18 protein-coding genes are annotated in these 20384 nt (G+C 36.8%); all 18 read right to left on the reverse strand.

Annotated features, from left to right (window positions below; genetic code table 11):
• Nucleotides 1-14: 14 nt before the first annotated feature.
• A complete protein-coding gene (locus tag PAT01_RS15615; RefSeq protein ID WP_138577071.1) occupies nt 15-1310 on the reverse strand; it encodes an oligosaccharide flippase family protein in 1296 nt (431 codons plus the stop codon).
• Complete coding sequence (locus tag PAT01_RS15620; protein WP_154945777.1) at nt 1300-2532, reverse strand: glycosyltransferase; 1233 nt, start codon at nt 2530-2532, stop codon at nt 1300-1302. Before PAT01_RS15620 ends, PAT01_RS15615 begins: the two co-directional genes overlap by 11 nt.
• Nucleotides 2529-3773 carry a colanic acid biosynthesis pyruvyl transferase WcaK gene (wcaK, locus tag PAT01_RS15625; protein WP_154945778.1) on the reverse strand — a complete coding sequence of 415 codons (1245 nt, stop codon included), beginning with the start codon at nt 3771-3773 and terminating at the stop codon, nt 2529-2531. Before wcaK ends, PAT01_RS15620 begins: the two co-directional genes overlap by 4 nt.
• 8 nt (nt 3774-3781) lie before the next feature.
• Nucleotides 3782-5785: a secretin N-terminal domain-containing protein gene (locus tag PAT01_RS15630; RefSeq protein ID WP_154945779.1), complete on the reverse strand. Its 2004-nt coding sequence runs from the start codon at nt 5783-5785 to the stop codon at nt 3782-3784.
• Entirely contained in the window at nt 5782-6276 is a 495-nt protein-coding gene (locus tag PAT01_RS15635; protein ID WP_154945780.1) for a hypothetical protein, read from the reverse strand. Before PAT01_RS15635 ends, PAT01_RS15630 begins: the two co-directional genes overlap by 4 nt.
• Entirely contained in the window at nt 6273-6821 is a 549-nt protein-coding gene (locus PAT01_RS15640; protein ID WP_138628007.1) for a hypothetical protein, read from the reverse strand. The genes PAT01_RS15635 and PAT01_RS15640 overlap by 4 nt, the downstream gene beginning before the upstream one ends.
• On the reverse strand, nt 6812-7771 hold the full coding sequence (locus tag PAT01_RS15645) for a hypothetical protein (RefSeq protein WP_154945781.1): 960 nt from the start codon (nt 7769-7771) through the stop codon (nt 6812-6814). Before PAT01_RS15645 ends, PAT01_RS15640 begins: the two co-directional genes overlap by 10 nt.
• Nucleotides 7771-8610, reverse strand: coding sequence for a type II secretion system minor pseudopilin (locus PAT01_RS15650; RefSeq protein ID WP_138577057.1), 840 nt, complete (start codon nt 8608-8610; stop codon nt 7771-7773). The genes PAT01_RS15645 and PAT01_RS15650 overlap by 1 nt, the downstream gene beginning before the upstream one ends.
• Nucleotides 8594-9280 carry a type II secretion system protein gene (locus tag PAT01_RS15655; RefSeq protein WP_154945782.1) on the reverse strand — a complete coding sequence of 229 codons (687 nt, stop codon included), beginning with the start codon at nt 9278-9280 and terminating at the stop codon, nt 8594-8596. The genes PAT01_RS15650 and PAT01_RS15655 overlap by 17 nt, the downstream gene beginning before the upstream one ends.
• The gene (locus PAT01_RS15660; RefSeq protein ID WP_154945783.1) at nt 9261-9692 is read right to left on the reverse strand and encodes a type IV pilus modification PilV family protein; all 432 of its coding nucleotides are present in this window, start codon (nt 9690-9692) and stop codon (nt 9261-9263) included. The genes PAT01_RS15655 and PAT01_RS15660 overlap by 20 nt, the downstream gene beginning before the upstream one ends.
• The gene (locus PAT01_RS15665; RefSeq protein ID WP_138577051.1) at nt 9658-10146 is read right to left on the reverse strand and encodes a prepilin-type N-terminal cleavage/methylation domain-containing protein; all 489 of its coding nucleotides are present in this window, start codon (nt 10144-10146) and stop codon (nt 9658-9660) included. The genes PAT01_RS15660 and PAT01_RS15665 overlap by 35 nt, the downstream gene beginning before the upstream one ends.
• Nucleotides 10133-11323, reverse strand: a complete 1191-nt coding sequence (locus PAT01_RS15670) for a type II secretion system F family protein (RefSeq protein WP_154945784.1) — start codon at nt 11321-11323, stop codon at nt 10133-10135. The genes PAT01_RS15665 and PAT01_RS15670 overlap by 14 nt, the downstream gene beginning before the upstream one ends.
• A complete protein-coding gene (locus PAT01_RS15675) occupies nt 11320-12993 on the reverse strand; it encodes a GspE/PulE family protein (protein ID WP_318299762.1) in 1674 nt (557 codons plus the stop codon). The genes PAT01_RS15670 and PAT01_RS15675 overlap by 4 nt, the downstream gene beginning before the upstream one ends.
• Nucleotides 12968-13372 (reverse strand): type II secretion system major pseudopilin GspG, encoded by a 405-nt coding sequence (gspG, locus tag PAT01_RS15680; protein ID WP_055016685.1) that lies wholly within the window; start codon nt 13370-13372, stop codon nt 12968-12970. Before gspG ends, PAT01_RS15675 begins: the two co-directional genes overlap by 26 nt.
• 97 nt (nt 13373-13469) lie before the next feature.
• Nucleotides 13470-14186, reverse strand: a complete 717-nt coding sequence (locus tag PAT01_RS15685) for a DsbA family protein (RefSeq protein ID WP_138577047.1) — start codon at nt 14184-14186, stop codon at nt 13470-13472.
• 74 nt (nt 14187-14260) lie between these two features.
• Nucleotides 14261-16078, reverse strand: a complete 1818-nt coding sequence (locus tag PAT01_RS15690; protein ID WP_154945786.1) for a hypothetical protein — start codon at nt 16076-16078, stop codon at nt 14261-14263.
• A 293-nt stretch (nt 16079-16371) separates the two neighbouring features.
• The gene (locus PAT01_RS15695; RefSeq protein WP_154945787.1) at nt 16372-19044 is read right to left on the reverse strand and encodes an SLBB domain-containing protein; all 2673 of its coding nucleotides are present in this window, start codon (nt 19042-19044) and stop codon (nt 16372-16374) included.
• Between the two features lie 458 nt (nt 19045-19502).
• On the reverse strand, nt 19503-20285 hold the full coding sequence (locus PAT01_RS15700) for a DUF481 domain-containing protein (protein ID WP_121636916.1): 783 nt from the start codon (nt 20283-20285) through the stop codon (nt 19503-19505).
• Between the last annotated feature and the right edge of the window lie 99 nt (nt 20286-20384).

A 20384-nucleotide genomic window follows, 5' to 3' on the forward strand; every position in this document is an offset into this window, starting at 1 on the left:
CTTAAGAACAAGCTTTACCAAGAAATAAATATTAAATTTAATAAGCCATATAAACCCACATTCGCGGTTAACATGATAAAAAAGTTTCTTTTGGATATGTTTTTATCGTAGCTACGAAAGTAGAAAAATGATCCTATTGTCAGCGCAATTTGTAATACAGCTACCCCTAACGCAAATTGATTTATATTGTTAAATTGTGCGATAAAAAATAATGAAGTTACACTAATAAAAGCAGATATCATACTCCATTTAAATTCAATTTTAGTATTACCCTTTGCTTGTGCTATTACGCCAAATAAACTGCCAAAGGGAGCTACAAGGCCTAATATAAATAGTATGCATAGTACGGGGAGCGATTTGCTGTATTCACTAAAAAATAAGCTTACTAAGGTAAGTAGCCCTGCTACATAGAGTAGATATAGGGTAGAATTTAATATTAATAGCGTTCTGGTTGAACGGTTTAGTACGCTGTAAAACTTTTCTTCGTTACTTTGAAGCTTAGCAAGCTTTGGGTAAAGCATTCTGGCGATTAGGATCCTGATAAATTTAATAGGCTGCATTATTAATTCTTTTGCAAAAGAATACAGGCCTAAGATTTCTACCCCCATTACCTTACCTATAATTAACTGATCTAGCTGTGTCCTCACTTGGCTTACAATTTGTGAGCCCATTTGATAACTGCCGAATTCAAGCGCTGGCTTAATTATTTTTAGGTCTAATGTAAATGTAGGGTGCCATGTTTTTTCTGCATTGATTATAAAAATAATATAACGTGCAAAGTTCATTATAAGATACGAATAAAGGTATGGAAAAATACTGGGTACACCTAATTTTATTAAGGTGAATGTAGAAATTAGCATGCCAAATTTAACAAAAATATCAATTTTTGCCAAAACGACGTTTTTTTCACTTTTGATAAAATTAGCTTGGTATTGCGCCGATATAGCCAATAAAATGAAGTTAAAGGCCATAATATACATGCTTTTTGCTATATCACTGGACTTGTAAAAGCTTTCAACTGGCGAAGCCAATAGCAAAATAATTATGCTCGCTAAACCACCTAAAACACAATTTGTAAAATACAGAGTAGAGCTTTCTGCTCGGGTTAAATGCTGCTTATATATAAAATAATTAGACAACCCCATATCTTGCACTAAAAATGCAATTGCTAAAAATACATTTACAATAGCTAATACACCAATTGCTTCTGGGCTTGTGTAATACGCTAGCATTGAAAATATTAAAAACTGTACACCTCCTGCTACCCCTGACGATAAAAATAACCAAGCTCCCTGCTTTTTATTGCTCATTAACCTTTTCCAATATCCCTATAAACTCTTTGTAAAGTTTGGTTTGTTCAAAAGAAGCATCAATCCTTTCCTTGGCTTCTTTACGTATTTTTTCGATATTTATTTCATCATTTGCTATTTTTAAAGCCACTTTAGCTATTTCTTCGGCATTACGCTCTGGTACTAAAAAGCCACTTTTCGAGTCAGTTATTAATTCTGGTATACCACTATGGTAAGTAGATACAGCAATTAGGCCCATGGCCATAGCTTCCATTAAGGACACTGGAATGCCTTCCATATCTCCTGACTTTGCTGTTATTGATGGCAATAAAAATACATCTGACACATTAAGTAGCTCTGAGACTTTATTTTGTGGCTGAAAGCCTAATAATTTTACATTTTTTAATGCTAATTTAGCTATTTGATTTTCAATATCACTTTTTAATTCGCCGCCACCAATAATACTGTATTCAAACTCAACTCCTTGGTTTTGCAATATAGCCATTGCATCTAGCGCGTATGTAAGCCCTTTTTTTTCTGTAAAGCGAGCGACGGTGATAATTTTAAGCTTTTTAAATAAAGGCTTATCAAAACTCCTACACTTAAACTGCTTACTATCTATCCCCATGCGATTGACTTTTATTTTATTCTCAGGACAGCCTAGCTCTTCTAGCCTACTCCTCCACAGGTCACTAATAGGAACCATAAGTTCGCCGGTCATAAAGAGTTTTTTGTAGTCATCTTTGAATACTTTTAATATGGAATGAACAGAAATATCCGAACCATGGAAGATCGTTACAAGTTTACCCTTTAATAAATTTAGCTCTCTTAATTTGTTTGCTACTACGCCTGCAGTACCAAAATGGGCAACAAAAACATCAGCTTTATATACCTTGCTATTTCGAGTAACAATACTAGGTAATAATAGTGACCGACTATGGATACCAAAACGATTAATATTTAATGCTTTTAATTTATTTTTTATGTTTAGTGGCTTAATTGTATTTAATATACGTTTAGCTCTAATATTAATCGCGCTATCTTGTGTTAATTCGCTTGTTAAGTAAGTCGTTTTTTCTATTAGTGAGTAGTCTATTACAGATTGGTGGCACTGCGCTATATTACCCTTGCGAGTAGCAATAATATTGACTTCATTTCCAAGTTTGATCAGCCCAATGATCTGATTAATAACAAATGTTTCTGAGGGTTCTGGAAATTGGTTCAAAAAGAACGTAATTTTCATTTTTTTCCGCTGATATTATTCAATGTATTTTGTACCATCATCCTTACTTTTTGCCTTTCATGTTCAACCTGAACATTCATTTTTACTTTAACTTGCTCAATGTTGTTTAGTACTTCCTTTGCACTAGTTAATAAATTACCATCAAATAAGGTACTAATATCTTTTGAAAGCTCGGGCATTTCCAGCTGCGCCATAATGCCTTTAGATTTGTGCTCGTAATTTATCGCAATTGCAGGCGTGCCAAAGTTCATTGAAATAATGGCGCTGTGTAGGCGAGTACCAATCGTTAAGATACAGTGGCTCAAGAAGCTTCCTATTTGTACATCGTTAAGTTCGTCCATAATGACATGACATTCAGGATTTTGTGTTAACGCTTGCACTTTTAAGGCAATCATACGGTCATCTCGCCAGTAGCTGTCTATACCTGTGCCTGTAGAACATATTGCAACTCGATAACCTTCTTGTATTAGCGCGTTTATTAAATCAGCAAAACGCTCTTCGTACTGAGCCTGAGTAACGCCTAACTGGCGATCAAAGGGGGCTAACTCCCTTAACGTAATAGCTATGACGGGTTTGTTTTCTAAAAGCTTGGCTAAATGAGGAAATAATGTAATTGGCGTATTTGGAACAATCCAAGCTGTATCTGCGCCTTTCGTTACTTTAATATCAGCAACGTTAGATTTTTTCATTAAACCGTGACTCAACTCTTCCCTTAGCGCTAAAACTTCCACCCGTGAAAAAACAGTACTGGCTAATTTTGCATAACGTTTGCTATTAAAAGGCCCAACAGAGTGACCAATTAAAAATAGTTTTTTCTTAGCCAATAGCGCGCACAGAGCACTTTCAAATTTGGCTGGGCCATATAAGTCAACAAAGTTTGAGCCACCAACCTGAATGATAGCATCGTAATTATGCATTACATTAATTTGTTTTAATATGTGTTTTGGTAAATTAACAAAGTCTTCTTTTTTTAGCTTTCTAGCTAAATAATAACCCAAAAACCGACGGCTAAACCTTTTATACACTTTATCTATAAATGAAGTTGCGCTGTCGTGGTACTGCTCGATAGGGTCTACGGTTAGTGTTTCATCAAGAATGTAACTTGAGCTCACAGGATAACGACTGTAAGCATCAATCATTACATCAGGATGCTGCAGTCTTAGTTCAGCCATTAAGCCTCTTAAAATTGCTGCGTCTCCTCTATTACCACACGTGTGATTACCTATTAATAATAACTTCATTCATTTACTCATTTAATTGTAATTGGTGCGCTGTATAGCTCGGCCATAGCTTCACTGAATTCATCCACTTCAAAGCTCTCGTTTACAACTTTTGTGGTAATTAACATAACTAGCTCAGTGCGGTCCAGTGAATCTACATTGCTTTTAAACAAGTTACCTATAATTGGGATTGTGCTTAATAACGGTACACCATTGTTATACTTATTTTTCTTTTCTTGAATTAAGCCACCTAACGCTACTGTTTGGCCATCTGCTGATAAAATTTCAGAAGTGATCGCACGGTTTGTGATTGTAGGTGATGAACTCCCCCCAAGTTCATTTGGGTTTGCATCACTCACCGACATTGAAACACTCAATGTAATTACACCTTGAGAGTTAATAATGGGTGAGATAGACACATTTACACCTGTAGAGCGATATTGCACAGAGTTAGATACTGCGCTGTTGTTACCCAGGCTTTCTACTGTTTGCGTAATAATAGGCACTTGATCACCAGAGGTAATCGTTGCTGACTCACCGTCTCTTACTATTAAGTATGGTCTTGATATAACACGGGCATCGCTCACGCTGTCCTTCCAGTTGAAGGTTGCTTGCCAGTTACCACTTAACACCGCCCCAGCAATACTTCCGGAACTAGAAAGAGTTGCATTACTAGCAGAAAGCGATTCATTAGAATTTGAATTTTCATAAAACCAGTCTATACCAGATGACATACTATCACCGAGTGTTACTTCCAAAATAGTCACATCAAGAATAACTTGTCCGGGTAGTACATCCATTTTTTGCATTAACGATTCAACTAAGCGGTATTCATCGTTTGTTGCATAAAAGATCAGCGCATTTTGCTGCTTATCTAGGCTATAACGCATAGTACCGGTAGTACCACTAGATTTATTACTGTTGCCTTCACCTTTAGGCCTTTGTGTAGGTGTTTGCCCTGACAATAACCCATTTATCGACTCTAGCATTTCATCAGCTTTAGCAAACTTTGGTTTGTACACAAAGTACTGCCTTTCATCACCCGCGATTGGCACATCTATTTTATTTGCCCAAAATGTAATTCTGTCGATTATTTTTTCACTCGCCGCATACGCTACAAATGCGTTAATACGAGGAATAGAAACAAACGAGGCATCGCCCTCTTTTGACACTTGCATTCCATCTTCGATTAACAGCTTTTCAATTTGTTCTATCCCTTCAATAGGCGAAATATTAGCAAATTCAATCAATCTAATTTGGCGACCATATGCACGAGGTACATCTAGCATATTAATTATTTTCATAGCGCGTAAAATTTCAGCTCGCTCGCCTTCTAAAATAATTAACTTTTGTAATGAATTAACAGTAACTTGGGCTGTGGATAGCTTTTTCATTATGCTAGTAATGTTTCGGCTACTACTATAAACATAAGGCACAATCTGTGTGATAGCACCCGATATGTCAGGGATATCCGCGGTATTATTACCTATACCAATTGCTATTGAATTCTTTTTATCTGAAGACGTTGCTTTAGAAAGATATAAAATATTATCTTTTCTTAATGTCCTTATTGCACTTTCTTCGAGTGTTCTTATCACAACCTCATAAAATGCAGCTCGTGATATAGGGCTCGATATATTTAATGTTATTTTTTCACCTGATGCCGCCAATTTCGGCGCAACCACGTAGTTAATATCTAAAAGGTCGTCAAATACACGGCTTGTAAACTCTTTTATAGACACTTCATCTGCAGAAAAAGTAATCGGCTCTCCGGTTAGTTTAGGCGCTTTTTTAGCTTCTTCTTCTAAACGCGTTATGCCACCTAAATCTTGAACTTTTAATGAACTAAATTCAGCCTGCGTTTTAGCTTGCTCTTTAGCTATCTGCTCTTGTGTTTGTTTAATACCTGTTGTTTTTAGTATTGATCTATCTACTGCTAAATCGTTATCTCGTAATTTACTTGTTGTTGTACAACCAGATACTGCTAATGCGACTAAAACTAAAAGAGATCCTTTTAATGGTTTATCAATCATTTTGTTACTTCCTCAACACCATTTGTTTTTGTAATACTGACAATCTCAGGTTTGTACATTTTCAGTAAAACTTGTTCACCATTGTTAGCTAATTCAACCGCTGCTGCTAAAACTTCTTGTAGCTCCATCGATTCATACTTATCTCCTTTAGAGAGGTTAATTAATTCCTCTCCATCAGGACTATTTATCCTTATCCTCGCATTAGCAATCTCACCGCTGGCGTAAACAGACACTAATGAAAGCGTTGCATCTATAATATCGGGACCTTTATCATCGTCCTCGTTGCTGTCTTTACCTATTTCTGTGTAATCAACGCCTAAGGTGCTCGCCAATTGCTCTATATCGAATTGAGTTTGTGCTACTCTACTTACATTTAATTTTACCGAAGCGGGCGCTTTTTTTTGATGACTTTGATTTCCGGGTAACAAAAAATCGCTTACCCATATAATTATCGCAATACATACGCATAAAAGTATTAGTATATTTCTCATGATCTTTTAAATACCCGCACAAACTCTATATTTGCAGTCACTTTATCAGGAGTCGCTTTTGTGCGCGAGAAAGAAACTTGCCTGACACGATTACCTTTCTTAACGTTTTCGAGTTCATAAAGTAAATTTAAAACCTCGTTATAACTGCCTGATACGTTGAGTCTACCTGCATAAACAGAGTATGCATCGTTGATTTTTACTTCTCGAAAAGGGGCTTTGTTATTAATACTCAACTCATACCGCTCTACAGCCGCATCAATGACCTGAAGCCATAATAATGCAGGGTCCTGATTTTTATCTAAAGTAGGCAGCTGTGAGAAATCACTTAAGTTAGCTGCGATCGACTCGGAATTATTTTGCACCTGCTTATCTGAAGCTAGCAAGCTCTCCTGCTTCACTACTATTTTCTCTAAACTTTTTAGCTCATTTTTACTCGAATCTAACCAATCTAGCCAAGGGAAAACCAAAAATTCAAAACTTAAAAGCAACGCTATAGATATACCGCCCCACTTTTTTATAGATATAGATGATGCATTCACTTCCATGTCACCTCAATAGTAAACGTTTCCAAACCTTGTTTGTTTTTTGTAACCGCTCGCGAAAATTTAGCCTCTTTGACAGATTCAGCACTAATTATTTGCTCAAGTATTTTTGTTGCGGAGTTCTCTGTTGTTCCAAATAGCTCAACTCCGGTAGGAATCACTTTAACTCGCTCTATAAATACATTATCGTCTTCTAGTTTTATTTGGCTCAACTTATCAAGCACATTTGGATTAGTCGCTAAAAATTCGATTAAACCCGACGCTAAAGTTAATTCCTGATTAGTTTCTTGACGCCCAGACAACACCTTTGTTACTGCCGCTTCATTTTGCAGCTTTTTATCAGCGTAATAATTAGTAGCTAATATTAGGTATGCACTCATCAAAATAGCTGTTGCACTTAATAATGATATTATTGCTATTATCAGGTTTCGATTGGAAAGCTTTTCGAACTTACTTACAGCTCTATTATTTAAGCCAAATAAACCCAATACGCTTAACCAGCTTAACCTACTTACGTGGCCTGACAAGTCAACCTTTTCTACGTTATGCTTTATCAGTAAAGGCTGTGCTTCTGTTTCGGCAGTATCAGAATATAGAGGGACTATTAATTGGCAATCTGACGGAACCTTGCTCAAAACATCTTTAGGTACAACAAAATATGATACTGTAAATTGATTACTCTGCAGAGCTTCTATTGACCAATAAAAATCTCCATCCATAGGTGGTAATTGCAACTTTTCAGCTTGAATTATACTTTTTAGTTCAGTTATTGAGGTGTTCTCATAAGTCCGTGTTGTCGCCCAGAAAAGGTTACGATCCAAAAAGCAAGCTGTCATTAATCTCAGCTTGGGTTTACTTAATATGGTTTGCGATACAATACACTCTGCTGTCAGATGGTACTTGTAGTGGCAAAAAGCAGAGGGTGAACCTAACTTTTTTAATAAGTTGTTCATTATCTAAAAATCAACTCTTCATCTGTTATGGAGTATGGACGGAAGGATTCCTGTCCCCGTAATAAAATAAACTTTTTTGTTATTGAAATATTGTTATTTGAAGAAATTTTAATGAGGAAACGTCCGCTAGGATAACTTATATCCCCTTCTGATGTACTTTGCGCTCCCTGTTCAGAAATTCCTAGTGCGGAGTATAAAGATTTAGGCGTAAATTGTCGAACTATGTAGTCTCCCCCATACATTGTAATATAAGGTTGTATTTGTTCATATAAAGCTTCGTTGTCTAAAACATACATCAGTTCTTTAGTTGTTTGAATAACTCCATTTTTAGGAAGCTCAGGTTGGGAGTAATCGCCTTTTTCAGCCCCCTCTAAATGTCTGAAGTTATCCTGGTCCTGCCAATCATCAAGCCTATCTTGAATTTTTAAAAGCTCTGTCTCTCCCACGCCTTGCAAGGCTAATAAGCGGTTAAAATCTTTTTTATTAAATGGCACTAGAGAGACTAACCCACTTATATCTTGTACCGAAACACTGTACTCTCCTAGCTCTTTAGCTTCACCTGTAAAGCTTTTAGTAAAATCATTTTTAATGGGCTTTCCTAAGTAATCAGCTCTAGGACCTAAAATATTAAAGTTACTTGTCATGTAACTGTAAATAATTTCTGCTTGAGCGGTTTCTAGATTTAAATATGCATCTGTATTTTGCTTCACCATACCAGCCAAGCGGGCATTATTTTGTCCTTGGCCAGACATATACAGCATGATAACCGCCATTACAGCCGTAATCATTAAAACAACAATTAATGCGACTCCTCGGTTCGTTTTAACCTTCGAAAGCATTGCTTGCCCCTAACTCAAAAGAAGTCAATTGAGGTACTTTAATAAGGATATCTGACTGGCCCTCTATGGAAAATCTAATATATAATGGCATTAGCTTTCTTTTAAAAGCTGAGAATGAAGTACTCCATGATGGCTTTGGCTTTACTGTTACATTTAAATATTCAGAATAAAAATTGCTTAATTCAAAGCTATTTTTCCAGCCAAAGTAGCTAATTGATAAGCCTTTACCTGACAAATAATTAATCGGTGTACTGCACGTGTTATTTATAAGCTCTATATCTTCTAGTAAGAACATACCATATTCTATCTCACAATATTGCACCGTATCGTCAATCACTTTTAACGACGCCACAGCCAAAGGAGAATTAACTTGTATAGGGGTATCGGTGATAAATGAAAAGCCATAAGCATTACCATGAAAAAAAGGAACCTGTTCCGCAAGCTCAGTCCTAAAAATAAATGGAATAAGCGAGTGGATTTGGTTATTAATTAATTTAATTGTGGACAATTTTTTAATTTGGTAATTCTTTTCTGATTTGGTTAGCTCACTAACAGAAAAGCGATAACTTGTAACTGATATACTCATAACTAGAGAAAATATTACCATTGCGACGAGTACTTCGATTAACGTAAAAGCCGACTGCCTCCCTTTATTGCTTCCAATATACATCTTTAAATCTCAATATTGTCTTTTCTTGGCTTTTCTGACTAACAGTTACTTCGTACAGTTCTAAATTATCCTCTTTTTTGTCAGTATCCTGTGTCGTTTCGGAGGAAATAAAACGCACTACAGGCTTTGATTTAATCACCTCTACATGCCATTTATATTCATTAGTGCCTATCTTATAACTACCTTGCGTTATATTTTCATATTGATATTTGTAACTCACAAAATCTTTTATATATTCGGCAAGTAAACCCCGAGATATATTATTTTTTAGCTTTTGCTCATGTAGCATTGACGCTCGAGATACAAAACTAATTGCGCTAACAGCTATAAATAAGATAATAGAAGCAATTAATACCTCTATAAGCGTCATTCCCTTGCTATATCTCAATTTTTTCTCTCTTTTGAGTTCCATTTATGCCAATCGTTATTACTACTTTATTGAAGTAGCTTTGTGCATCAAAAATAAAAGACTTATCTTGTAATGTTAATTTATTAAATTCAATTTTTTTAATTAACCGCTCTAGATTCTCAGCGTCTTTATTTTCATCTTGTAAATTTTGTTCATCATCAAGATTTTTCGTTTCATCTTTGATTTCATTCATTCCTGCATCAGATTGCGGTATTTTTTGTTCGTAAACTCTTAATGTATTTTCGTTTAAAACTAACTTTAATGAACCGCCCTTATAAACACTGTACTCTTTAGCAAAAGTTATAATTGAATAGAGCTGTTTTTTTTCGCTATAGAGTTTAGCTTGATCAAATTGTTTCCACATATTTGGTAGAACAAACGATGTTGCTAACCCAATCAGCACCAATACGATAAGTAGCTCTATTAATGTAAACCCTTTATATTTAGAATGAGACATCGTTTATCGATACAATACTAAGCAACATGGTGATAACCACAGAACCTACTACTCCACCCATTACTAAAATCAGTAATGGTTCTAGCATAGCTGTAAATTTAACAAGCCATTGCTCAAAACTTAATCTTGAGCGTTGAGCTATTTCGGTGAATGAGCTTGTAAGCGTGCCACTTTCTTCACCCACGGAAATTAGCGAAATACCAATATCATCAAATAACGTTAATTTAGCTAACTCGTCACTTAATACGCCGCCAGCAGATACTGATAATACAATATTTTTTAAGCTTTTCTTTAATTTAGGATTTATTACGGTTTCGCTGGCTAGCTGCAACCCCGAAGATAAACTTACGCCACTTTCTAATGTCAACTGCAATGATGTGGCAAAGCGTATTCGATCTGATTGCTTAATTATAGTGCGTATTAAAGGCAAGTTTACTGTTGCCTGTATCATTTTTATTTTAAACTCATGATTTTGAAAGGCAAAAATTAAACCTGATATCATTGCTAAAATGCATACTAGTAAATGAAGCTGATAATTCTGTATCCATTGTGATGCGTCAATAAGTACTTGCGTGTAGGTAGGAACATCATCGACGGAATCAAACATTGATGACATGCTCGGTATAACAAAGTTAAAAATAGCCCAAATAGCGGTAATACATACTATAAGTATAAAAAAGGGATATGTTATTGCTTGAATTACCTTATTGCGCAGCGCATTTTGAAACAAAAGGTTTTGACTAAGTCTATTGAATACTTGAGGCAAGTTACCTGTACTCTCTCCTATTTTAACCATTTCTACAAATAAAGTAGAAAACGCCTCTGGCCTTTTTGCGAGTGCATCGCTTAATAAAGCGCCTTGTTTTATATCAGAAAGTACCGAAGACCATACTAAACCGATTGCCGATTTTTGATTTGACTTTACAAGCACAGAAAGTGCTTTATCAATTTTCAGTCCATTTTTAAGCAGCGTTGCTAATTGATTTGTCGATTGCTCCAGATCAGCTAAGGTGATTCTTTTTCGTTGCCTTGCTTGGTAAGTTGCATTTACCTTAATAACTAATTTGTAATCTTGCTTTAATTTAGAAAACGCTTCTTTTTCATTTTCGGCAGAGATTTCTCCGTTTACAGTTTCGCCGCTATGAGAGTAAGCTTTATACTTATATAGTTGGCTCATCCTGCCACCCTCATAACTTCTTCAACCGTTGTAGTCCCTTGGATTGCTTTTAATAAACCATCTTGCTTTAAGCTTCGCAGGTTTTTGTCTTCCATTAGTTGATAAAGGTGATCTAAAAGCTTTTCATCTTTAGGGATTTTTTTAATATCGCTATCACAAGGAAGGTACTCTAAAAAAGCAACACGGCCCGAGTAACCAGTATGCTCGCAATGATCGCAACCTACAGCTTGGTGTAACTTAATGTTTTGTAAAGGAGCTAGTTTATTTAGTGTATATTTAGCAATAAGTTCTTGGCTTTCTTCTTGCTCTAACGGTTTCTTACAATGGTTACATAAAGTCCTAGCAAGACGCTGCGCCATGATTGAAACTAAACCCGCATTAAGTAGGTATTCTTCTATACCTAAATCCATTAAACGGGTATAAGCTGAGGGCGCATCATTAGTATGAACAGTACTAAATACTAAATGCCCTGTTAATGCAGATTGCAAAGCAATTTTCGCTGTTTCGTTATCTCGGATTTCACCAACCATAATAACATCAGGATCTTGGCGTACTATACTTCTTAAACCTGCAGAAAAATCAAATCCAATATCTGAATTTACTTGCACTTGGTTTACGCCGGCTAGTTGGTACTCAATAGGATCCTCTAAGGTGATAATTTTTATATCGGGTTTATTTATCTGATTTAAAAAAGAATATAATGAAGTTGTTTTACCTGACCCTGTAGGGCCTGTCATTAAAATAACACCAGATGTACGCTTTAGATCTTGGTTTATATAATCTATTAAATCTTCCGAGTAACCTAAAGTACCTAAATCGAATTTAACCGCATTTTTTATTAAAAAACGCATTACAACACTTTCACCTACCCCTAGTGGTAATGTTGAGCAACGTATATCTAAGTCTGTAGAGCCTGCTTTCATTTCGATTTTGCCATCTTGTGGTCGGCGCTTTTCGGCTATATCCATACCCGATAAGATTTTTATTCTGGAGATAACGGCAAGCTGCAGACTATGTGGGATTGGATCAGCTTCTTTTAAAATGCCATCGATTCTATAACGGGCACGATATCGCCCGTCCACAGGTTCAATGTGTAAATCAGAGGCACCCAACTTAACACCTTTATTTATAAGGCTATTCACTAAATTAACTGTAGGTGCCCCTAACGCGAGCTCTTTAAGTGCGGCTACATTATCTGATGAAACTATTAAATCGGGCTGCTGCTGGAAAAGCGCTTTAAATTGCTCGCTGAGAAGCTCAAAATCTTTTTTTGATAAAGCAAAAAAATCTATTTCAAAATCTAGAAACCTTAGATAATCCAAGCCATCCATATTATGTGGGGAAGCAAACCCCAGCTTAAGCGTTTTATTATTTATTTCTAGTGGCAATAGCTGTGCTGAGAGTAGAAAGTCTGTATTGACAGCCTCTAACGCTTTTATATCTGCTTGATCTAGCTGCAGTGGCTGAGTCCACCTACCACATTTTAATAAATCAGCGTACATAATACTTAGCTGATCTTCATCGATCCAACCAGAATTTAATAAAAGAACATCTAACTTCTCTGATGTTGCATTTTGGTATTCAAGCGCTTGAGACAGCCTATTTGCATCAATTAAATTGTGTGCGGTTACATATTCCTTTATTTTAGTATTCCACATCAGCGTCTTCACCCTCGCCACCTAATTTGCCATCACGCCCAAAGCTTTTTAAAACAAACATATCACTATTAGCTTCTGAGCTGGCAGAATAGCTATATTCGTTACCCCAAGGATCTAGTGGTATTTTTTGTGGGAAATATGGTCCATCCCATTGTCTTTTAGTACTTTGGAGTAACTCATTTAAGGTGTCGGGATAATAGCCAATATCAAGACGATATGAGTCAAGAGCAGTCGCGATTACTTGCATTTGCGCTTTCGCCGTCCCCTCTCTGGCAGAATCCACTTTACTAAACATGCGAGGTGCAACAATTGAAGCTAAAAGGCCTAAAATAACCATAACAATTAGCAGTTCCACGAGTGTAAAACCGGAGCTTTTAAATTTGTATTTCATAATCAAATCCATGACGTTTTGTTTTTTAGATAAAAAAGGAGGCTTTTTATTTAGCCCCCAAATTTATCACAGCTAAAAAGCAATGCAACTACATTCACTATTTAGATTTTGTTACTTCATCTATTACAGAACCAAACTTTTCTAAACTTCCAGCACCTGTCAATATTTGGTAATTAGTAATGTAATTACCTTCTTTTTTACCAATTATAAAGGTTGGCGTTGAAGATAGACCCAGTTCTGCAGCATCTTGTAGCGAACGGGTAACAACATTATGAACATCAGTATTTGCCAAACAAGCGTCAAACTGCTCTTGATCTAAGTTAAAATCTTTTACAATTTCATCTAAAGAGGCTTTAGCCATAGACTTGCCAAGTTCAAATAAACGGTCTTTTACGTTTTCGTATTGATCCTGTTCATTGGCACAACGCAACGTTACTGCAGCGTAGGGTGCTTTAGGGTGTAAACTTGCTAGCGGAAATTCACGTGCCGAAACAGCTAATTTGTTTGTATCAACATATTTAGCTTTTAACTCTGGCCATACTGTTTGCTGAAACTTTTTGCAATATGGACAGTGTAAGTCTGTAAACTCTATCATTACTACTTCAGCATCTTTACTACCAATCCAAATAGCTTCTGAAGATAATTCAATTTTTTCTGGTCGAACTAGCGCACCTAAGCCTACTTTAATAGCAACTTGTCTTTGCACTTTCTTTAATTGCGCAAGCTCTTTTTTTAACTCTTCACTTTCATTGTTTTGTGTGCTTTGACACCCTGATAAAATAACAACAAAACAAAGTAATAATAGCTTTTTCATTAATATTCCTTTTGATTAAAAAAAACCCCCGCTTAAGCGAGGGTTTATCAGTAAATAACTAAATTAGTTAATTATTACTGGCTCCATACATTGCGGTCAAGTACTGGCATTACACGGTCAGAACCACCCACTACACGTTGTACAGATACACCGTGAACTGTGTCACGTGGTGCTGTTACAGTGAAAGTAAGTGAATGACGCTTAGTACCAGCAGCAGCGTTAGCACCTAAGTCACCTGCAGCGTAACCGCCGTCAGCGCCTGTGTAACCTGCTTGTTCAACAGCTTCTTCGATTAGGTCTGGAACAAAGTAAACTACTGAAGACTGAGCAGCAACAGTACCAAGTTTAACAGCTGTTACTTTACGGTTGTTAGTAGTACCGTCAGCTGACTCACCAAATACGTCTACAGTTACTTCTGCTGCTTCGTCATGCTCGTTTGTTACACGTACAAAGTTACCTTCGCCGTTTACAGCGTATGGTACTTTAAGTACTGCACCGTTAACACCGATTTCGTGTGAACGAACAGTCATCTCACAGTGGTCAATGTAGTTAGCATCGTCAAAGTCTAGTGTGTAGTTAGTATCAACAGCATAGTTAAAGTTCATTACGCCGTCAGCTTGAAGATTTGAAACTGCGTAGAAAACTTCGTTATATGCTGCACCATAAAGCGTTTCATCAGTAACAGGGCGAGGGTTAGCTTCAGCTGTACCGTTATCCCATGCTGGAGTAAACACATCTATAGCTTGAGTGTCGTATACGCGAGCAGCAGCTTTAGTTAAACCAAAGGTACCCCATACAGCGCCGTTATCAAGCTCAAACTGATCTTTTGGAACATTATCAGCGTCTAAACGTGCATTGAAAGCGCCCATACGTACAGATGCGCCAGGAGCACCTGAAGCAACGAATGAGGTTTCTAAGTAATCATCAACCTGAAGATCAATACTACGGTCTAAAAGTGCTTCACGATCGTAGAAAGCTGATTTGTAAACAACTTGAGTTTGACGAGCTACTAATTGATTTGCAGCTGTTGGATCAAACACGAATTCAGTACGCGCTGTAATAGCTTGACCTAATGAGTTAGTGCTTTCTGCATTTACATCAGCTTCAGCTGTCACAACGTCTTGGAAAGCGTAAAACTGCGCAGAAATGTCTGCAATTTTAGTGTTTGGAGAAATTGCACCAAGAATACTGTAACCATTACCACCATCTGTAACAGCTTCAAGCGCTTTCAAGCTTACAGATGCCGAAACATCAGCAGTTGTACACTCATCATTAGCAATTAGGATACCTACAGGATCTACTTCGCTTCCTAAAGTACCAGCGTCTTCACCAGTAGAAACACGAGAGAACGCTAAACGCGTACCCGCACCGATAGTAATACCAGCTTTAGTGATGAAAGTAATTTCAGACTCACCATCAACTTGACCATCTGAAGAAGCTACAGCTTCTATTCGAGCAGCACCGTCTTCATCAGTGTGCTTAACTAGGTGGATTTGGTTTGCGTTACCGTCGAACACAGCACCCGTTAATTTAAACTTAAGCTTAGTACCACCTGGGATATCAGTAGTTGGAATGTAAACGATTTGCTGGTCGCGACCTGCATCATTTACTGTAATATCATCGCCATCGATATCATCAAAATCGATTGGTAAGTTACCAGTTAGCTCGTATGCAATTTTTGTTTCATCGATAGGTGCTAAAGTAGTTTCACCAGCACCAGAACGTGTAATTTCACAAGCTGCGCCAGTATACTTTTGATCAAACGCTGAAACGCCAGCATTATCACCAGTTTTGTAAATTTCAAAACATGCTTCCGTACCAGCATATGCGTTACCTGCTAACACAGCTGTTACTGCTGCAGGGATTAGAGCGAGTTTAGTAAAACGCTTCATTTTTATCTCCTTGACCTTTAAATGTGCCTGTATTAGCACGTTAGTTTTAAAACTGTTTTTGCTAACTAAAACTAGTTACCAGAAATATTCTTAAACTCATCCGATACTCCTCAAAAAGAAGCATCAGTTCGAGGTAGGGCAATTATGATAACTTAGGTTACTAAATTCAAGGGTTTATTAATAAAAATGCCGCATAAATAATAAAAAAAAGGTTGAATAATGTTCAACCTTTTGAATATTAAGACTTTTAATTATTATTATTATAGTAACTTTTTATGAACATTTGTCCCGAATTAAAGCGCACTTAAAGCAGCAACAGCAACACCTAATTGATATAAAACTTGAGTTGCTTTACTCCACAGAGTTAGTTTATCCATATGCTCTGCATTTAATGGCACTACTATAGTATCACCTGGCTCTAGCATTGTTGCTTTATTAGCTGCAAACCAACTACTTTTATTGGGCACTCTAACTGAACCATTAGCTTTTATTATGTATATTCGATCGTCCGCCGCTCTCGATTTTAAGCCACCACTTTTGTCTATGTAATCTTCTATTGATATACCTTTTTCGTACAAATGCGATGTCGAGTAATTAACCTCACCTATAACACTTATAGAATCACGCTTACTAGGGACAAACAACATGTCTCCATCTTGTAAAACTAGCTTTTGTTTATTTTGTACTATTAATGGTAAATTAATAACTAAGCGCCCTACCGCTTTAACATTGGCTAAATCATCAAGTAGATTATTCATTTCATCATACGATAAAGAATTACTGGTTATGGAGCTTTGGAAGCTCTTTGAGGCTATATCGCGACGTAACTCTGTAGATAAACGAGCTAATTGCTCTTGCTCTTGCTTTTTTATAGACTTACGAGTGAAAACAGCGGCACTTTGCTCAGCAAATTGTGAAAAGCCACCCGCTCTTTTTAGTAAGTCATTTAAAGTCTCGCCTCGTCTTATGGTATATTCCCCAGGAAATTTAACCTCACCTTTTAGCTTAACCTTCACATTTTCTTGCCAATTTGGAATAGGGAATATATTTAAACTATCCTTACTTTTTAGCGTTACATTTTCGCGATTATCGCCACTAACGACACTTTGCAAATCAAATTGTATGTGTTCAACCTCAGAGATATCTGATCCCGCTATACGTGTAATTTCTGCTTGCTTTACGTAAGCCGACTCTAACAAACCTCCTGCAGCAGCAATTAAGTCGCTCACTTTTCCACCTACTGACAACGGGTAAATTCCTGGGTAAGTTACATGCCCTGAGATTTCAACTAACTGCATGTTTTGGCTAAAAGAGGCCTGCTTTCGTAGCTTTCCAATAATTGGTTCTAAAAGATTAAAACGACTAAATGTTGCATAATCTTCAGGTTTTAAGCTTTGCTCTTCCTCTTTTTTACGCTCAGTATATTCTGCTATTGTTAATATTTGATCATTATCAGTTATTAACTCTTGTTCCTTTTCGTTAATACCGATGTACTTTTCAAATTCTTTTTGTTGAAATTTTTGCCATTGCTGAGTTTTAAGTTGCTGAATGCGCTGCTTTTCACTTAAAGCCATATTAGCTAATGCTACTTTCTCAACTTCTTTCTCTTCGAATCGGCTAAAGATAATAACTTTATCGTTTGCTTGTAGCTCTAAATCGTTTTTCTTATTTTTAACTATTGCTTGCGCTACATCAAATTGATGAATTTCTATGTCACCATTAATATTTATTTCACGAATAACCAAACCATAGCTTAGATCCGCTTGTGGAAGCAGGTCGCCTCGTACAGACTTTAAAACATCAGAAATTCGCTTGCCTGATTGCCATTCATAGCTCCCAGGACGTGCCACAGCACCAATTAAGCTAATTGAATTTAAATATTGTTCACTTATTGAGTTGAAGCGTAAACGGTCACCATCTTGAGGGGTGTAATTAACTTGAGGTTTTGTAAAATCAATAGAAAGAATTTCTTTTCGTTCAGCGTTAAAGCGCTCTACAACAGCATTTTTAGCATATGCTCCTGGTTTGAGCCCACCGGCCATAGCGAGTAATTGCTTTGCTGTTTCGCCCGCTTTTAGCTCAAATATTGCTGGGCGCTTTACTAACCCCTCAACAGTTACTTGTTTTCCTACGGGAGGAACAAAGACAACATCGCCTGATTTTAATACTATATCGTTACTACTGTCGCCTTCGATGAGTAAATCATAGAGATCGAAGTTAGTAATAACCTGACCAGAGCGCTTTACTTGTATATTGCGAAGTGAAGCTATATCTGATACCCCACCACTAACGAACAAAGCATGCGACACTGTAGTTAATGATGAAACGCTATAACTACCGGGTTTATAAGCTTCACCTAAAACAAGGATACGCATGCTGCGTAGCTGCCCTAATGATACAAATGCCTTAACTCCAATAACCTCTTGGTCTACCTTTAATTTAATTAATTCTTTTACTTCAGCGAAAGTAAGGCCTGCGACTTCTACAGGGCTGAGATTAGGTATGCTAATGCGTCCTTCTCTGTCGACAGTTACATCAAAGCTGTTACTCTCTTTCCCATAAAAGCTAATTTTTAGTTCATCGCCAGTGCCAATAGTATAACTATCTGGGATTGAAGCATTTTCACTTGGCATAAAAGTAGTTGGTTCACCAGCAAAAAGTTCATATCCAAACGGTTTCAGTTCCTCGACTTTAGGCTTAAACCGCTCTTCATCGGTTAAGGTTTTCTCTTTCTCGTCAAAACGTTCTCCAATAGATATTGGTTGAGGTGAGTTACTTGCTTTCGAGGTTTGCCCATCACCTGTAATAGCTGAAATATCTACACCGTACTGCTTAGCTAAAGCCTCTTGCTGAGCACGTGGTAAATTTTTAAACTGTTCAAGCTGAGCTGCTGTTGGTGTAAACGCTAATAAATTAACGCTAAAAACTAAAAATAAAAAACTTACGTAATATTTCAAAGCTTTCACGAGTGTATATATCCCTAATCGACGACCGAAAATTTCAGCTATAATACATTATTTGCTTTTAAATAGAAGCGCAGTGGACTAAGAAGCTAGCTATTAATATTAACCATATTGGGTATCAATATTGTTTAACTTTATTTAGCTTTCAACCAGTAAATAAGTTTGTGTGCAAGTGAAAACGTGGAGTGATAGGGGGCTTATTTTTGGATTTCCATTTAGTCACTTGTGCGAATTCAATCGAAATAGTCATTTTACGCTTAGTTTGTTCGCTAACTCACTTCTATTACTTTAATAGTTTACATATGTACAAGTAACACTTTCTTGCCCCATGTCCACACCCACTTGCAACAAAGCGTAATTTAATCTATAACTGTTCTGCTCTAACTACATTAATAGTTTCTAATAAAAAAGGGACTTTCGTCCCTTTTGTCAGCTAACTGTCATTAAATATGTTTATTTGATTAAAAACTATACACTAACGTTAATGACGTCTCTGTATCTGTGCTTTCTTCGTCATCAGCAACTTCTGAGTTGTTGGTAACATTAAAAGCGACTTTCATTTGCAGCGAGCCATTTATTTTTGCTAGCAATGCAGTTTCTGAACGCGTTTTGGTGTTTGAATCACCGTACTCAACTGACACAAGCTGAGTAAAACGTGCGCTATCTGAAATCTGCCAGTTGTAATCAAGTTTACCCAAAGCAATTACTTCACTGTCGCTTTCGCCTGCAAGTAGGTTACCGTCGTCATCAACTTGCGTGCTGTCGTCAGAGTATTCAAAAAATTTGTAACCCGGACCAAACTCTGCATTTAACCACATATCTGGTTGGTCAATTAAACGTAAGCCGTAACCAGCAGAAATTACAGATTCAGTTCTATACGCGCCAAAGTAGTCTGAAACGTGTGAACCATAAATGAATAAATGAGAATTCTTTTCATTTAATTTGTAATTACCTTGCGCAGATGCAGAGTACTTTTCGTTCGTACGCTGCTTGTCTTTGTCGCCGTTGTCATCCTCTACTTCATCTTCTTTATAGATGCCGTCGATTTTGTACTCGTTATTCCAGTTTTCTAGGTGATGTAATACCTTTAAACCGCCTTTTAACGTTGTAGTTTCAGTGTTACCACTAGTAACAATAGCACCTAGCTCGCTTGTTACTTCCCACGTTTTTTTCTCTGCGTCTTCAGCGAATGCGTTAGTTGCAGCAGATGCTGCAACTAACAGTGTTAAAAGCTTTAATTTCATTAAAAATAACCTATTTAATCCTAAAAATTATACTAATTCGCTTAATTAAGTAATCTATTTTGAGGCTGGAAAAACGTGTTGATAGCCAGGCAAAAAATT

Source organism: Pseudoalteromonas atlantica (genome assembly GCA_007988745.1).
GTDB classification, from domain to species: Bacteria; Pseudomonadota; Gammaproteobacteria; order Enterobacterales; family Alteromonadaceae; genus Pseudoalteromonas; species Pseudoalteromonas atlantica.